Origin of the sequence: Pseudomonas sp. Leaf434, assembly GCF_001425545.1 — a bacterium.
Lineage (GTDB): Bacteria > Pseudomonadota > Gammaproteobacteria > Pseudomonadales > Pseudomonadaceae > Aquipseudomonas > Aquipseudomonas siliginis.
Genome location: NZ_LMQZ01000001.1, coordinates 2519153 through 2535645, shown reverse-complemented (window position 1 = coordinate 2535645; position 16493 = coordinate 2519153). Strand labels below are relative to the sequence as shown.

General features: G+C 61.1%; 11 protein-coding genes. 9 read left to right on the top strand and 2 right to left on the bottom strand.

Annotated elements, in window-relative coordinates:
• Positions 1 to 104: 104 nt before the first annotated feature.
• The gene (locus tag ASG55_RS11330; protein WP_056786515.1) at positions 105 to 1481 is read right to left on the bottom strand and encodes an L-serine ammonia-lyase; all 1377 of its coding nucleotides are present in this window, start codon (positions 1479 to 1481) and stop codon (positions 105 to 107) included.
• A gap of 435 nt (positions 1482 to 1916) precedes the next feature.
• On the opposite strand from ASG55_RS11330, the gene ASG55_RS11325 reads away from it, so the two are divergent.
• From ASG55_RS11325 to choV, 3 genes are all read left to right on the top strand, one after another.
• Positions 1917 to 2864 (top strand): choline ABC transporter substrate-binding protein, encoded by a 948-nt coding sequence (locus ASG55_RS11325; RefSeq protein WP_016772806.1) that lies wholly within the window; start codon positions 1917 to 1919, stop codon positions 2862 to 2864.
• A gap of 77 nt (positions 2865 to 2941) precedes the next feature.
• Positions 2942 to 3787: a choline ABC transporter permease subunit gene (choW, locus tag ASG55_RS11320; RefSeq protein ID WP_016772805.1), complete on the top strand. Its 846-nt coding sequence runs from the start codon at positions 2942 to 2944 to the stop codon at positions 3785 to 3787.
• A complete protein-coding gene (choV, locus tag ASG55_RS11315) occupies positions 3784 to 4962 on the top strand; it encodes a choline ABC transporter ATP-binding protein (protein ID WP_016772804.1) in 1179 nt (392 codons plus the stop codon). Before choW ends, choV begins: the two co-directional genes overlap by 4 nt.
• A gap of 269 nt (positions 4963 to 5231) precedes the next feature.
• Here choV and ASG55_RS11310 read toward each other — a convergent pair whose 3' ends face one another.
• The gene (locus ASG55_RS11310; RefSeq protein WP_223630511.1) at positions 5232 to 7172 is read right to left on the bottom strand and encodes a BCCT family transporter; all 1941 of its coding nucleotides are present in this window, start codon (positions 7170 to 7172) and stop codon (positions 5232 to 5234) included.
• A gap of 486 nt (positions 7173 to 7658) precedes the next feature.
• On the opposite strand from ASG55_RS11310, the gene betI reads away from it, so the two are divergent.
• The 6 genes from betI to mdtD all read left to right on the top strand — a co-directional run bounded on the left by betI (position 7659) and on the right by mdtD (position 16310).
• On the top strand, positions 7659 to 8252 hold the full coding sequence (gene betI / locus ASG55_RS11305; protein WP_008085771.1) for a transcriptional regulator BetI: 594 nt from the start codon (positions 7659 to 7661) through the stop codon (positions 8250 to 8252).
• Between the two features lie 88 nt (positions 8253 to 8340).
• Positions 8341 to 9813 carry a betaine-aldehyde dehydrogenase gene (gene betB / locus ASG55_RS11300; protein WP_039757620.1) on the top strand — a complete coding sequence of 491 codons (1473 nt, stop codon included), beginning with the start codon at positions 8341 to 8343 and terminating at the stop codon, positions 9811 to 9813.
• A 180-nt stretch (positions 9814 to 9993) separates the two neighbouring features.
• Complete coding sequence (gene betA, locus ASG55_RS11295) at positions 9994 to 11697, top strand: choline dehydrogenase (RefSeq protein WP_056786513.1); 1704 nt, start codon at positions 9994 to 9996, stop codon at positions 11695 to 11697.
• Positions 11698 to 11958: 261 nt separating this feature from the next.
• On the top strand, positions 11959 to 13401 hold the full coding sequence (locus tag ASG55_RS11290; protein WP_041476770.1) for a TldD/PmbA family protein: 1443 nt from the start codon (positions 11959 to 11961) through the stop codon (positions 13399 to 13401).
• Complete coding sequence (locus ASG55_RS11285) at positions 13401 to 14738, top strand: TldD/PmbA family protein (protein ID WP_056786510.1); 1338 nt, start codon at positions 13401 to 13403, stop codon at positions 14736 to 14738. Before ASG55_RS11290 ends, ASG55_RS11285 begins: the two co-directional genes overlap by 1 nt.
• A 144-nt stretch (positions 14739 to 14882) precedes the next feature.
• Positions 14883 to 16310, top strand: coding sequence for a multidrug transporter subunit MdtD (gene mdtD / locus ASG55_RS11280; protein WP_056786508.1), 1428 nt, complete (start codon positions 14883 to 14885; stop codon positions 16308 to 16310).
• The last annotated feature ends 183 nt before the right edge of the window (positions 16311 to 16493 follow it).

Below are 16493 nucleotides of genomic sequence, written 5' to 3'. Positions count from 1 at the left end.
GGCTCGCTCCCACACTGGAATCTGGGGTTCACAAATATTGTGTTCCTGGAGATCTATTGTGGGAGCGAGCCTGCTCGCGAAGAATCCACCTCGGTGTGGCTGGCTCAGCACTCAACCGCACTGACCGCCAAGCCACCGCGCGAAGTTTCTTTATATTTGTCATGCATATCGGCGCCGGTATCACGCATGGTGCGGATCACCCGGTCCAGCGAGATAAAGTGCTGACCGTCGCCACGCAGAGCCATTTGCGCCGCGTTGATCGCTTTCACTGCGGCAATCGCATTGCGCTCGATGCACGGCACTTGCACCAGCCCGCCGACCGGGTCGCAGGTCAGGCCCAGATTGTGTTCCAGGCCGATTTCCGCCGCGTTGCACAACTGCTCAGGGGTGGCGCCGAGAATCTCCGCCAGCCCTGCCGCCGCCATGGCGCAGGCCGAACCGACCTCGCCCTGGCAACCGACCTCGGCCCCAGAGATCGACGCATTCTTCTTGCACAAAATGCCGACTGCCGCCGCGCCGAGGAAATAGTCGACGACGTTGGCGTCGGTGACCGCTTCGCTGAACTTCATGAAATAGTGCAGCACCGCCGGGATGATCCCCGCCGCGCCGTTGGTCGGTGCAGTGACCATGCGCCCGCCGGCAGCATTCTCTTCATTGACGGCCAGGGCGAACAGGTTGACCCACTCCATCGCGCTCAGGGTCGAGCCGATGACATTGGGTTTATTCAGCTCTTGCAGGCTGCGGTGCAACTTCGCCGCACGCCGCCGCACGTTGAGGCCGCCGGGCAGAATGCCTTCGTGCTTGAGGCCCTGCTCGACGCAATCCTGCATCGCCCGCCACAGTTTCATCAGCCCGGCACGGATCTCTTCTTCGCTGCGCCAGACCTTTTCGTTGGCCATCATCAGTTCGGCGACGCGCAGGTTGTGCGTTTTGCACAACTGCAGCAGCTCGACCGCACTGGAGAAATCGTAGGGCAATTCGGTGCGATCCAGATCGACCACACCGCTGGCCGCTTGCGCCTCATCAACGACGAAGCCGCCGCCGACTGAATAGTAGGTGTCACGATGCAGCTCACCGAATTCGCCTTCGGCAACCAGGGTCATGGCGTTGGGATGGAATGGCAGGTTTTCGTCGATCAGGCGCATGTCCCGCGCCCAGACAAACGGCACCGACAGGCGACCATCCAATAAAAGCGTATGGGTTTCGCGCAGCGCCTGAATGCGCGGGCCGATCTGCGCCGGGTCGATTGCGTCCGGCCACTCGCCCATCAGGCCCATGATCACCGCGTTGTCGCTGCCGTGGCCGATGCCGGTGGCCGACAGCGATCCGAACAACTGCACCTCGATGCGCCGCACCTGCTCCAGTTGATGCTTGCCGCGCAGCGACTCGACAAACAGTGCGGCGGCGCGCATCGGCCCGACGGTGTGGGAACTGGAAGGGCCGATGCCGATTTTGAACAGGTCGAAAACGCTGATAGCCATTGCTGCGAAGCTCCTGAGAATACCGGTCCGGGCGGCGAAAGCGCCCGCTGGCGGAGCTGCTACGCTCAAGCTGCGATCCGCCGAATGCCGGCATCATCGGGCTTTTGTCGGCGCGCACGGCGTCTGACACCGACGCAGTCATGTCCAGCAGCGTCGTTACGTTTTCGCCCCGCAAATACGCCGTTTTTATGCAGTCGAGCAGGTCATCGGGGGCGGAAAAAAGCTGTAAGCGACGTCACCGACACTGGAAGCGACCATCCCTGTACTGGATACGACCCTCCCTGTAGGCGTCAGATTTTCACTGGTACATGATCGGGATGACTCGATTGCAAGGCGCTGCGGTAGAGCTGTCTCAAAAACGCCACCAACCGCAACCCATAAGTGCGGTGGTCCACAGTCGGAACACTGCCAAAAAAAACACCAAGGAGTCCATCCATGAAAGGTTCCCCGTCGTTGTTGTTGGCCGCCCTGCTGAGTCTGCCGTTACTGGCGCAAGCCGCAGAACCGGCACAGTGCAGCCTCGTTAACTTCTCCGATGTCGGCTGGACCGACATCACCGCAACCACCGCCACCACTTCCGTTGTTCTCAACGCCCTCGGCTACAAGACCAAGACCACCATGATCTCCGTGCCCGTGACCTACAAGTCGCTGGCCGACGGCAAGAACATGGACGTGTTTCTCGGTAACTGGATGCCGACCATGGAGAACGACATCAAGCCGTATCGCGATGCCGGCACCGTCGACACCGTGCGCACCAACCTCAAGGGTGCCAAATACACCCTCGCCGTGCCGCAAGCCCTGTACGACAAAGGCCTGCATGACTTCGCCGACATCGCCAAATTCAAGAAAGAACTCGACGGCAAGATCTACGGCATCGAGCCGGGCAACGACGGCAACCGGCTGATCCAGAGCATGATCGACAAGGATGCCTTCGGCCTGAAAACCGCTGGCTTCAAGATCGTCGAATCTTCCGAGGCCGGCATGCTCTCGCAAGTTGACCGAGCGCAGAAGCGCGACACCGCCGTGGTCTTCCTCGGCTGGGCACCGCACCCGATGAACAAGCGCTTCAAGATTCAATACCTGACCGGCGGCGACGACTTCTTCGGCCCCGATTTCGGCGCAGCCACCGTGGCAACCAACACCCGCAAGGGTTACGCCGAAGAATGCAGCAACGTCGGTCAGCTGTTGAAAAACCTGGAGTTCACCGTCGACATGGAAAGTGAACTGATGGGCAACATTCTCGACGACAAGATGAAGCCTGACGCGGCCGCCAAGGCCTGGCTGAAAAAGAATCCACAGGTGCTCGATACCTGGCTCGCTGGCGTGACCACCATTGACGGTAAACCAGGCCTGGAGGCCGTGAAAGCCAAGCTCGCGCCTTGATTTGAAAGGCACCGCTTATGCCGGGCAGGCGTGCCTGCCCGGGCTGTTAATTTCCTTGCATGCGGACGTTCACTACCATGCTGATTGATCAGAAAATACCTTTAGGCCAGTACATCGCGGGCTTCGTCGAATGGTTGACGCAACACGGCGCCAACACCTTCGACGCAATCGCCGTGACACTGGAAACGATGATCCACGGCGTGACGTTTGCGCTGACCTGGTTCAACCCACTGGTGCTGATTGGCCTGATTGCCATCATTGCCCATCTGATTCAACGCAAGTGGGGCCTGACCGCCTTCGTGGTCGCCTCGTTCCTGCTGATCCTCAACCTGGGGTACTGGCAGGAAACCATGGAAACCCTCGCCCAGGTGCTGTTCGCCACCCTGGTCTGCGTGTTGATCGGCGTGCCGCTGGGCATCGTCGCCGCGCACAAACCGATGTTCTACACCATGATGCGGCCGGTGCTCGATCTGATGCAGACCGTGCCGACCTTCGTTTACCTCATTCCTACCCTGACCCTCTTCGGGCTGGGTGTGGTACCGGGCCTGATCTCCACGGTGGTCTTCGCCATCGCGGCGCCGATCCGCCTGACCTACCTGGGCATCCGTGATGTCCCGCAAGAACTGATGGACGCCGGCAAGGCCTTCGGCTGCTCGCGTCGCCAATTGCTCTCAAGGATCGAATTGCCGCACGCCATGCCGAGCATCGCGGCCGGCATCACCCAGTGCATCATGCTGTCGCTGTCGATGGTGGTGATCGCGGCACTGGTCGGCGCCGACGGACTCGGCAAACCGGTGGTCAACGCACTGAACACTGCTGATATTGCGCTGGGCTTCGAAGCAGGCCTGGCAATCGTACTGCTGGCGATCATGCTCGACCGTATCTGCAAACAACCCGACGCTAAAGTAGGGGGTGACGCATGAGCATAATTCGCTTCGAAGACGTCGACGTAATCTTCTCCAAAGACCCGCGCGAGGCACTCAAGCTGCTCGATCAGGGCATGACCCGCAACGAGATCCTGAAGAAGACCGGTCAGATCGTCGGCGTGGAAAAAGCCACGCTGGACATCAACAAAGGCGAGATCTGCGTGCTGATGGGCCTGTCCGGCTCGGGCAAATCGAGCCTGCTGCGCTGCATCAACGGCCTCAACACCGTGAGCCGTGGCAAGCTGTTCGTCGAGCATGAAAACCGCCAGATCGACATCGCCTCCTGCACGCCCGCCGAGCTGAAGATGATGCGCACCAAGCGCATTGCCATGGTGTTCCAGAAGTTCGCCCTGATGCCTTGGCTGACAGTGCGCGAGAACATCAGTTTCGGTCTGGAGATGCAGGGCCGACCGGAGAAGGAACGCAAGAAACTGGTCGATGAAAAACTCGAACTGGTCGGCCTGACCCAATGGCGCAACAAGAAGCCTGATGAGCTATCCGGCGGCATGCAGCAGCGCGTCGGCCTCGCCCGCGCGCTGGCCATGGACGCCGACATTCTGCTGATGGACGAACCGTTCTCGGCCCTCGACCCGTTGATCCGCCAGGGTCTGCAGGATGAACTGCTGGAGCTGCAACGCAAGCTGAGCAAGACCATCGTGTTTGTGAGCCACGACCTCGATGAAGCACTCAAATTGGGTAGCCGCATCGCGATCATGAAGGACGGTCGGATCATCCAGTACAGCGTGCCGGAGGAAATCGTCCTCAACCCGGCGGACGACTATGTGCGCACCTTCGTCGCCCACACCAATCCGCTCAACGTGCTCTGCGGCCGCAGCCTGATGCGCACGCTGGACAAGTGCAAACGCATCAACGGCTCGGTGTGCCTCGATCCGGGCGGCGACTCGTGGCTGGACCTGGCCGAAGGCAACACCATCAAAGGCGCGCGGCAGAACGGCTCGGTGCTGAACCTGCAGAACTGGGCACCTGGCCAAGCGGTGGAAGGCCTGGAGCGCAAGCCAACGCTGGTGGACTCGAACATCGGCATGCGTGACGCGCTGCAGATCCGTTATCAGACCGGCAACAAGCTGGTGCTGCACGATAACAATCATGTGGTGGGGATTCTCGGCGACAGCGAGTTGTATCACGCGTTGCTGGGCAAGAATCTGGGGTAATGCGCCAGGTGGGATAAAAAAAGGGATCGCGGTGAGCGATCCCTTTTTGTTGGGTCAGGAATAGCCCCTCACCCTAGCCCTCTCCCAGAGGGAGAGGGGACCGATCGGGGGATGCTGCAGATCTGCACCGACCTGATCTTGCTTTACCGAATCCATAATCGACTCGATCTTTCAGGTCAATGTACAACGCCAGACACCTCAGTCGGCTCCCTCTCCCTACGGGCGGTCCGACGTTTCGGGAGGGCTGGGGTGAGGGTCAGCTTTTGACTTTAGCTATAAACCCGCCCCAACAACTGCCGATGGCTTTCAAACTGATCGAGCACATCCCGGGTAATCTGCTCCGGGGTGAAGCCCATCAAGTCATAGTCCTGACTGCCATTGTGCAAATACACCTCAGCGCGGTAATAACGCTGACGCGCTTCATCGGACTGCGCCGATTCGGTCGGGGTCGCCAGATAACCATCCAGGCTCACTTCGTAAACGAAAGGGTTGCCCTCTTCCATCTCGACCCGCACACCCATGCAACGCTTGGCTTTGCCCAGCAGCGTCTGCACTTCAATGCCCTGATTGCGCAATTGCGCCGCTGCATCTTCCAGCGCCGGAGTGACGTGCTTGTCCATGAAGCGCTGCACCACCGATTGGCTCGGCTGCAGATCCAGTTGCGTCAGGCGCTCACTGAAACCACGGCGTCCGCGCTCGGCCAGTTGTGCTTGCTCCTGTTCGATCTGCACGTCCTGGCGCATCGCCTTGTGCAGGCCGAACATGAAGCAGATCAGCACCACCGAGAACGGCAGGCCGGCCAACACGACCATGGTCTGCATGGCTTCGAAGTTGCCGGCGAACAGCAGGCCGATGGTCACCAGCGTGATCACCACCGACCAGAAGATCCGCAGCCAGTGCGGCGCGTCTTCATCGACGTTACCGCCCTTGCAGGAAAGATTCGCCATCATCACCGCGCCGGAGTCGGCCGGGGTCAGGAACAGCACGAAGCCGACAAAGATCGACACACCAATCACGACTTTCGACGCCGGATAATGCTCAAGCAACTGATAGATCGCCATCGACGGCTGTTCCAGCGCCGTCTTGCCCAGCTCCACCGCGCCCTGATTCATCACCAGATCCAGCGCCGAGTTGCCGAAGATCGACAGCCACGCCAAGGTGAAGCCCAGCGGAATCAGCAGCACGCCAGCGACCAGTTCACGCACGCTGCGGCCACGGGAAATCCGCGCAATGAACATGCCCACGAATGGCGCCCAGGAAATCCACCACGCCCAGTAGAACAGGGTCCACAGGCCCAACCAGCGATCGGACTTGGCGCTGTCGCCTTCATAGACGTACAGGTCGAAGGTCTTCAGCACCACGCCGTTGAGATAGTCGCCAATGTTCTGCACGAAGCCGTTGAGCAGATGCAAGGTCGGGCCGAACAGCAGGACGAAAATCAGCAGGCCGCTGAACAGCACGATGTTCAGGTTGGACAGACGACGGATGCCGTTTTCCACACCGGACACAGCGGCGATGGTCGCCACCGTGCTCATGACGATGATGACGATCAGCAGGTTGGTGTTGCTGTGCTCCATGCCGAACAGGTTTTCCAGCCCGGACGACACTTGCAGCGAGCCAATCCCCAGGTTGGTCACCAGGCCCAGCAGGGTCACGAACATGCCGAAGCCGTCCACCGCGTGACCGGCCGCGCCCTTGACCCAACGCTCGCCGACCAGCGGATACAGCGCCGAACGCAGGGCCAGCGGCTGGTTATGCCGATAGGCAAAATAAGCCACCGCCAGACCAACCAGTGCGTAGATCGCCCAGCCGTGCAGGCCCCAGTGCAGGAAAGTCAGTTGCACCGCCTGCCGCGCCGCCATATTCGTCGCCGAGGTGCCTTCCGGCGGATTGAAGTAGTGATCCAGCGGCTCGGACGCGCCGAAGTACAGCAGCGAAATGCCGATGCCCGACGAGAACAGCATCCCCGCCCAGGCGCCGTAACTGAAATCCGGGGTGTCGTCCTTGCTGCCCAGTTTGAGTTTGCCGTACGAGGAAAACGCCAGACCGACCACGAACACCAGGTAGGCGGCGATCACCACCATGTAGTACCAGCCGAAGCTGCGCGACAACCAGGCCTGGGCCATGCCCAACATTCTGCCGGCCTCTTGCGGGGCGATGATCAGAATGGCGGTCAACAACAGAATCAGCGCGGTCGAGGTGTAGAACACCCAACCGTTGACCGTCACCTTCTCGGGCGGGGTCTTTATTAGCGAGGCAGAACTCATGGCACAAATGCTCCAGGCAGTGCGAGAGAAGAACACAAGGCATCACGGAACCCGACCAATCGGTTAGTTGGCAGCCGACCGGCGGGTGATATAAAGACACTCCGAAAAAAGCCCGAACCTGTCGAAATGGCGTTGCGTATTCGCTTTCGTGGCCAGAGGCGACGGACGTTCATCCGAAACCTGGCCCCGAGCGTCTTGCCCTTTCAACACGTCCATCGAATCGCGAACCGCGCCATGCCCCGCGCAGGTTTCGAGCCGTTTCAGGTGTCGGTTTTTATCGTCATTACGTGTAGGAATTTTCTGTAGGCAGCGACGAATTGTCGCAGATCTTATTCTTTGTTGATTGAACGTTCAATCAAAACAAAATAGACTGGCCCTCAATCCGATCGGCGTCATTCGCCCCTCGGAAGGCCTAAGGAGATGTGCAAGATGCCCAAGGTCGGTATGCAACCCATCCGCCGCCAACAACTGATCGAAGCCACTTTGCAAGCGGTCGATCAGGTCGGAATGGGGGACGCCAGCATTGCGCTGATCGCCCGTTTGGCCGGTGTCTCGAATGGCATCATCAGTCATTACTTTCAGGACAAGAACGGCCTGATCGCCGCCACGATGCGGTACCTGATGACCGCCCTCAGCGAGAGCGTCACCGCGCGCCGTCAGGCGCTGGCAGATGACAGCCCACGGGCGCATCTGCAGGTGATCATCGAAGGCAACTTCGACGCCAGCCAGGTCAATGGCCCGGCAATGAAAACCTGGTTGGCCTTCTGGGCCACCAGCATGCACCAGCCGTCTTTGCACAGGTTGCAGCGGATCAACGATCACCGTCTGTATTCCAACCTGTGCTGCCAGTTCCGCCGTGTGCTGCCGCTCGAAGATGCGCGCAGCGCCGCCCGGGGTCTGGCAGCGTTGATTGACGGCTTGTGGTTGCGCGGCGCGCTGTCGGGAGACGCTTTCGACACGGCGCAGGCGCAACAGATCGCTTACGAATACATGGATTTCCAATTGGCCAAGAAGGTGAGCTAGAGCACACAGAAAATGCTCGGCCCCTGAACTCCACCGCAGCGTCATCGCGGTGGTCAACGCCAACCACCAATGCACTTGCGAGGACACTATGGCCCGTTTCGAACTGCAAAAACTCTACATCGATGGCGCGTACACCGACGCCGGCAGCGACGCCACCTTCGAAGCCATCAACCCGGCGAACGGTGAAGTCCTCGCACTGGTGCAACGTGCGACCAAAGACGACGTCGAGCGCGCCGTGGTCAGCGCCGAAAAGGGCCAGAAAATCTGGGCCGCGATGACCGCCATGGAGCGTTCGCGCATCCTGCGTCGCGCCGTCGACATCCTGCGCGAGCGCAACGATGAGCTGGCTGCGCTGGAAACCCTGGACACCGGCAAATCCTTCTCCGAAACCAAGTACGTCGACATCGTCACCGGCGCTGACGTGCTGGAATACTACGCAGGCCTGGTGCCCGCCATCGAAGGCGAGCAGATCCCGCTGCGTGACACCTCTTTCGTTTACACCCGTCGCGAGCCGCTGGGCGTGGTCGCCGGTATCGGCGCGTGGAACTACCCGATCCAGATCGCCCTGTGGAAATCCGCTCCAGCCCTGGCGGCCGGTAACGCGATGATCTTCAAGCCAAGCGAAGTCACCTCGCTGACTACTCTGAAACTGGCCGAGATCTACACCGAAGCGGGCGTGCCGAACGGCGTGTTCAACGTCCTGACCGGCAGCGGCCGCGAAGTCGGCACCTGGCTGACCGAGCACCCGCGCATCGAGAAAATCTCCTTCACCGGTGGCACCGACACTGGCAAGAAAGTCATGGCCAGCGCCTCGGCTTCGTCGCTCAAGGACGTGACCATGGAACTGGGCGGCAAGTCGCCGCTGATCATCTGCGACGACGCCGACCTCGATCGCGCCGCCGACACGGCGATGATGGCCAACTTCTACAGCTCCGGTCAGGTCTGCACCAACGGCACTCGCGTGTTCGTACCGGCGCATCTGAAAGCCGCGTTCGAGGCCAAGATCGTTGAGCGCGTTGCGCGCATCCGCGTCGGCAACCCGGAAGACGAAAATACCAATTTCGGCCCGCTGGTCAGCTTCGCCCACATGGAAAGCGTGCTGGCCTACATCGAAAAAGGTAAGGAACAAGGTGCCCGCGTCCTGTGCGGCGGTGGTCGCCTGACCGACGGCGAATTCGCCAAAGGCGCATTCGTTGCGCCCACCGTGTTCACCGACTGCACCGACGACATGACCATCGTTCGTGAAGAGATCTTTGGCCCGGTCATGGCGATCCTCTCCTACGAAACCGAAGAAGAAGTGATCCGCCGCGCCAACGACACCGACTTCGGCCTGGCCGCCGGTATCGTCACCAAAGACCTGAACCGCGCCCACCGCGTGATTCATCAACTGGAAGCCGGTATCTGCTGGATCAACGCCTGGGGCGAGTCCGACGCAAAAATGCCGGTCGGCGGCTACAAGCAGTCGGGTGTTGGCCGTGAGAACGGGATCAGCTCGCTGAACAACTTCACACGCATCAAATCGGTACAGGTCGAGCTGGGCGATTACGTTTCGGTGTTCTAAGACCCGAGATTTGCATTGCTCGCGAAGGCCTCTTCGCGGGCAAGCCCGCTCCCACAGGTTTGGAGTCGTCCACCCAATTTGTGGCAGCCCCCAATCCCTGTGGGAGCTGGCTTGCCAGCGATTCGAGTGCACAGCACTCGCCAAGGTCCGACCTGACCACTATCAAAGAGGGTGCATTCAATGTCCCAAGAATTCGATTACATCATCATCGGTGCCGGCTCGGCCGGTAACACCCTGGCGACCCGTCTGACTGAAGACGAAGGCGTCACCGTTCTGCTGCTCGAAGCCGGGGGGCCGGACTACCGCCTCGACTTCCGTACCCAGATGCCCGCCGCGCTGGCGTTCCCGCTGCAGGGTCGTCGCTACAACTGGGCCTACGAAACCGATCCAGAGCCACACATGGACGGTCGCCGGATGGAATGCGGTCGCGGCAAGGGCCTTGGCGGCTCTTCGCTGATCAACGGCATGTGCTACATCCGTGGCAACGCGATGGACTACGACGGCTGGGCGAAACTGCCGGGCCTGGAAGACTGGTCGTACCTCGATTGCCTGCCGTATTTCCGCAAAGCCGAAACCCGCGACATCGGCCCGAACGATTACCACGGTGGCGACGGCCCGGTCAGCGTGACCACGCCGAAAGCCGGCAACAACCCGCTGTTCCACGCCATGGTTGAAGCTGGCGTGCAGGCCGGTTACCCGCGTACCGAAGACCTCAACGGTTACCAGCAGGAAGGCTTCGGCCCGATGGACCGCACCGTGACGCCGAACGGCCGCCGTGCATCCACCGCCCGTGGCTACCTCGACATCGCCAAAAAACGTTCGACCCTGACCATCGTCACCCACGCCCTGACCGACAAGATTCTCTTTGAAGGCAAGCGTGCGGTCGGCGTGCGTTACCTGATCGGCGACGCTGAAGAACGTGTTGAAGCCAAGGCGCGCAAGGAAGTCCTGCTGTGCTCCGGCGCCATCGCTTCGCCGCAAATTTTGCAGCGCTCCGGTGTCGGCCCGGCGAAACTGCTGGAAAGCCTCGACATCCCGGTGGTCCACGATCTGCCGGGCGTCGGTGAAAACCTGCAGGATCACCTTGAGCTGTACCTGCAATACGCCTGCACCCAACCGGTTTCGCTGTACCCGTCACTGCTCTGGTACAACCAGCCAGCGATCGGTGCCGAGTGGCTGTTCAACGGCACCGGCATCGGCGCCAGCAACCAGTTCGAGGCCGGCGGTTTTATCCGTTCGCGTCCGGAATTCGAATGGCCGAACATCCAGTACCACTTCCTGCCGGTGGCGATTAACTACAACGGCAGCAACGGTGTGAAAGAGCACGGTTTCCAAGCGCACATGGGTTCCATGCGTTCGCCCAGCCGTGGTCGCATCCAGGTCAAATCCAAGGACCCGCGCCAGCACCCGAGCATCCTCTTCAACTACATGGCCACCGAGCAGGACTGGCAGGAATTTCGCGACGGCATCCGCCTGACCCGCGAAATCATGCAGCAACCGGCACTCGATCAATACCGTGGTCGTGAAATCAGCCCGGGCATCGACGTGCAAACCGATGAGCAGCTCGACAAGTTCATCCGCGAGCACGCCGAAACCGCGTTCCACCCGTCCTGCTCGTGCAAGATGGGCACCGACGAGATGGCCGTGGTCGATGGCGAAGGTCGTGTGCACGGCATGCAGAGCCTGCGCGTGGTCGATGCCTCGATCATGCCGATCATCACCACCGGCAACCTCAACGCGCCGACGATCATGATGGCCGAGAAAATCGCCGACAAGATCCGTGGCCGCAAGCCGCTGCCGCGCAGCACCGCTGCTTATTACGTCGCGAACGGCGCACCGGTCAAAGGCAAGCCGATGCGTGATATCACCCCGGTTACGCAGTAAGTCGTAGTACCGAGGCGCCGCCTTCGCGAGCAGGCTCGCTCCCACACTGGATCTGTGGCATTCACAAATCCCCTGTGGGAGCGAGCCTGCTCGCGAAGAGGCCCTCACAGCAACACACACTTCCCCGCTGCACAGTAAATCCCCCTACACCCCCTCTTCACTTGATCCTACCCCCACGCAGGCCTACTCTAGACCTCGCGCAACCGTTTCACCCCTCCCCGCTGTCGCCATGCCGCTACTCCATTACAAGGAGGTTCCCGAATGTTCGATTTCCACCCCCAGCTCAAGCAGCGCTTTGCTGCCTTGCGCACGGGCGCTGAATTTTTTTCCCTGCGGTATGTGCGCGAGTCCGGGCAGTTTCTGTCGGTGCGCAAGAATGTCGCCGAACCGCCGAGTTTGAGCCGCGATGAAGGGGCGATGCTCACCGTGCGCGTGAATGGCGTCGAAGCCTATGCGGCGACCAATGACCTCTCGCAACAAGGCCTGCAAGCCGCTCTCGAGCGCGCTGAGCAACAGGCCCGCCGGCTCAAGCCGCACGCCTTGCTCGATCTGCGCGAGCAGCCGCTTTCCAGCGATCGCGCTGATTATTTTTCACCCAATCTCGAACAGCCCTTCCCGTCCCTGAGCGAATGCTTCGATCTGCTCGGCGCGGAATCCGCCTCGGTGCCCAAGGATAAGCGCCTGGTCAATTGGCAGGTAAGCATCGGCATCACCCATGTCGAGCAGATCTACCTGAGCAGCGCCGGCGCCGAATTGCGTCAGGCCCAGCGCTTCGTCTATCCGAGCCTCGACGTCACCGCCTACGACGGCAACGACAGCCAGACCCGCAGCCTCGGCCGCGAGAACTTCGGCCAGCAGGGTGGCGCCGACGTCATCAGCCGTTGCGGCCTGGTCGGTGCCGGTCCGCAAGTCGCCGATCAGGCCCTGCAACTGCTGCTCGCGCCGAACACCCCGCAAGGCCCGCGCGACTTGCTACTGATGCCCGATCAGATGATGCTGCAGATCCACGAGTCCATCGGTCATCCGCTGGAGCTCGACCGCATCCTCGGCGATGAGCGCAATTACGCCGGCACCAGTTTCGTCAAGACCAGCGATTTCGGCAGCCTGCAATACGGCTCGAATTTGCTCAACGTGACTTTCGACCCCGGCATCCCGGAAGAACTCGCCAGCTACGGCCATGACGACGACGGCACCGCGGCGAGCAAACAATTCCTGATTCGCGACGGCCTTTTACTGCGGCCGCTGGGCGGAGCGCTGTCGCAATATCGCGCCGGCCTCGATGGCGTTGCCAACAGCCGCGCCTGCGGTTGGAACCGGCCGCCGATCGACCGCATGGCCAACCTCAACATCGAACCGGGTGATCAAACGCTGGAGCAGATGATCGGCGGTATCGAGCACGGCATTCTGATGAGCACCAACCGTTCGTGGTCGATCGACGATGCGCGCAACAAATTCCAGTTCGGCTGCGAATGGGGCCAGTTGATCGAGAATGGTGAACTGAAAGGCGTGGTAAAAAACCCCAACTACCGGGCGATTTCCGCGCACTTCTGGAAGAGCCTGCGCGCCGTCGGCGATGCCAGCACCGTCAAGGTGCTGGGCACGCCGAACTGCGGCAAGGGCGAACCGAACCAGGTGATTCGCGTCGGCCATGCTTCGCCGGCCTGCGTATTCAGCAACATTGATGTGTTTGGGGGAGACGCCTGATGAGCATTTCGAAGCGTCAGTCCGACGCCTTCAAGGTCATGGTCAACTGGCTGCGCGACAGCGTGCGCGAGCCGGAACAGTTCACGCTCAGCTACGCCGCCGAAGCCTCGGCGTTCGTGCGCTTCAATCACGCCAAGGTGCGCCAGGCCGGGCAAGTGCAGCAGGCCAACGTCGGCCTGAAACTGATCAACGACGGTCGCCACGCCGACCTGCAGATCACCTTGTCCGGGGATCAGGAAGCCGATCTGCAACGGCTCGCCGAAGGCCTGCAACAATTGCGCGAAACCTTGCCGCTGCTGCCGCAGGACCCGTACTTGCTGCTCAATCACAACAGCTGGCAGAGCACGCACGTACAAGCGCATCCGCTGCCGGACACCGAAGATGTCGTCGGGCAAATCTGCGCCGCCGCTGAAGGTCTCGATCTGGTCGGTTTTTATGCTGCCGGTCCGATCAGCCGTGGCTTTGCCAGCTCCGCTGGCGCGTTCGGCTGGCATGAAGCCAACAGCTTCAATTTCGACTTCAGCCTGTTCCACGAAAACGGCGAAGCGGTGAAGGCCAGCTATGCCGGCCACGATTGGAGCGACGAGGGCTTCGCCCGGCGTTTCGCCCAGGCACGCGAACAGCTTGAGTTTCTCGGCCGACCGTTACGCACCCTGGCACCGGGGCAGTACCGTGCCTATCTGGCACCGGCGGCGCTGGAAGAAATCATGGGCATGCTCAGTTGGGGCGGGTTCTCGGCGCAATCGATCGCCAGCAAGAGCAGCCCGTTACAGAAGCTCTACGTCGGCGATCAGGCATTCAGCCCGTTGCTGTCGCTGGATGAAAAAGTCAGCGAGTCCCTAAGCCCGGCGTTTTCCGCCGAGGGTTATCCGCGCAGCGATCTGCGTCTGATCATCGAAGGCAAGGCCGGCGATCAACTGGTCGGCTCGCGCAGCGCCGCCGAATATGGTCTGGCGGCGAACGGTGCGGGCGGCGGCGAGATGCCCAGTGCGTTGAACATGGCCGCCGGTGATCTGTCGCAGCAAGAGATCCTCAAGCAGTTGGGCACCGGGCTGTATATCAGCAACCTGTGGTATCTGAACTACTCGGATCAACCGGCGGCGCGCATGACCGGCATGACCCGCTTCGCGACCTTCTGGGTCGAGAACGGCGAAATCCAGGCGCCGGTCAGCACCATGCGCTTTGACGATAGCGCCTACAACCTGCTCGGTTCGCAGTTGGAGGCACTGACCACCGAGCGTGAGCTGCTGCTGTCGGCGAGTACGTACAGCCAGCGCAATACCTCGTCATCGCTGTTGCCGGGGGCGCTGGTCAGCCGACTCACGCTGACGCTGTAAATGCAAAACCTGTGGGAGCGAGCCTGCTCGCGAAAGCGTTAGATCAATCGACATCAATGTTGAATGAAATGGCCTCTTCGCGAGCAGGCTCGCTCCCACACTGACCGCGCTCGACTCTGAATATGCACTGACACAAGAGGTTCCATGCCCAACCGCCCGCCTCTCGACGCCATCACCGCCCGCTGGTTGCCGTGGGTCGTCGCCATTGCGTTCTTCATGCAGTCCCTCGACGGGACCATCCTCAATACCGCGCTGCCGGCCATGGCCAGCGATCTGGCGGAAGACCCGTTGCGCATGCAGGGTGTGATCATCGCCTACATGCTCACCGTGGCCCTGCTGATCCCGGCCTCTGGCTGGATCGCCGACCGCTTCGGCACCAAGAAAATCTTCTTCGGCGCGATTCTGCTGTTCAGCTTCGGCTCGTTGCTCTGCGCGTTATCCAGCAGCCTGAGCATGCTTATCGGCGCACGGGTGATCCAGGGCCTCGGCGGTGCGCTGATGTTGCCGGTCGGGCGGCTGGTGGTGCTGCGTGCCTACCCGCGCTCGGAACTGGTGCGGATCATGGGTTTCATCACCATTCCCGGCCTGCTCGGCCCGCTGATCGGCCCGACCATGGGCGGCTGGATGGTGGAATACGTGACGTGGCACTGGATCTTCCTGATCAATCTGCCGGTCGGGGTGATCGGTTGCTACGCGGTGTGGAAATTCATCCCAGACCTGCGCGGCACGGAGCGCACCCGCTTCGATAGCCTCGGCTTTTTGCTGTTCGGCGCAGCGATGATCCTCATCACCATCGCCATGGAAGGTCTTGGCGAACTGCACCTGCCGCACCTGCGGGTGATGCTGCTGCTGTTCGCCGGCATGGCCTGTCTGGCGGCGTACTGGCTGCGCGCCGGGCATATCGAGAATCCGCTGTTTGCGCCTTCGCTGTTCAAGACCCGCACCTTCGCCGTGGGCATTCTCGGCAACCTGTTCGCGCGACTGGGCAGCGGCGCTTTGCCATTTCTGGTGCCGTTGTTGCTGCAAGTGGCGCTGGGTTATTCGCCCTCGCAAGCCGGGATGAGCATGTTGCCGCTGGCCGCTGCGGCGATGGTCGCCAAGTGGGTCGCGCGGCCGCTGATCGAACGCCTCGGCTATCGCATCGTCCTCACCGGCAACACCCTGGCGTTGGGGATCATGCTGGCAAGCATGGGCCTGGTCAGCGAGCAGACGCCGTACTGGCTGCTGCTGTGCCTGCTGGCGGTGCTGGGGGCGATCAACTCGCTGCAATTCACCGCGATGAATACGGTGACGCTGATCGACCTCGACGATGCCAGCGCCAGCAGCGGCAACAGTTTGCTGTCGGTGGTCGCGCAATTGTCGCTGAGCCTCGGCGTGGCCTGCGCCGGTGCGCTGCTTGGTGGCTTCACTGCGAAGGTCGGCAATGATGGCGTGGAAACCGTACTCGGCGCGTTCCAGCTGACCTTCGTCACGGTCGGCGTGATGGCGATGCTGGCGGCGACGATCTTCTCGCAACTGTCGAAGGAAGACGGGCGCCGGGCGAAACGTCCACAAGAACACATCGAACACTGATTCTGCTGAAGGAGTTCTTTGACTTCTGTGGCGAGGGGATTTATCCCCGCTGGGTTGCGCAGCAGCCCCAAAAAGGTTGGATGCGGTCAGCCTGATGAATCGAGGTGGCAGGTATTGGGGGTGCTGCGCACCCCATCGGGGATAAATCCCCTCGCCACAGATAAATCCCCTCGCCACAGGTAA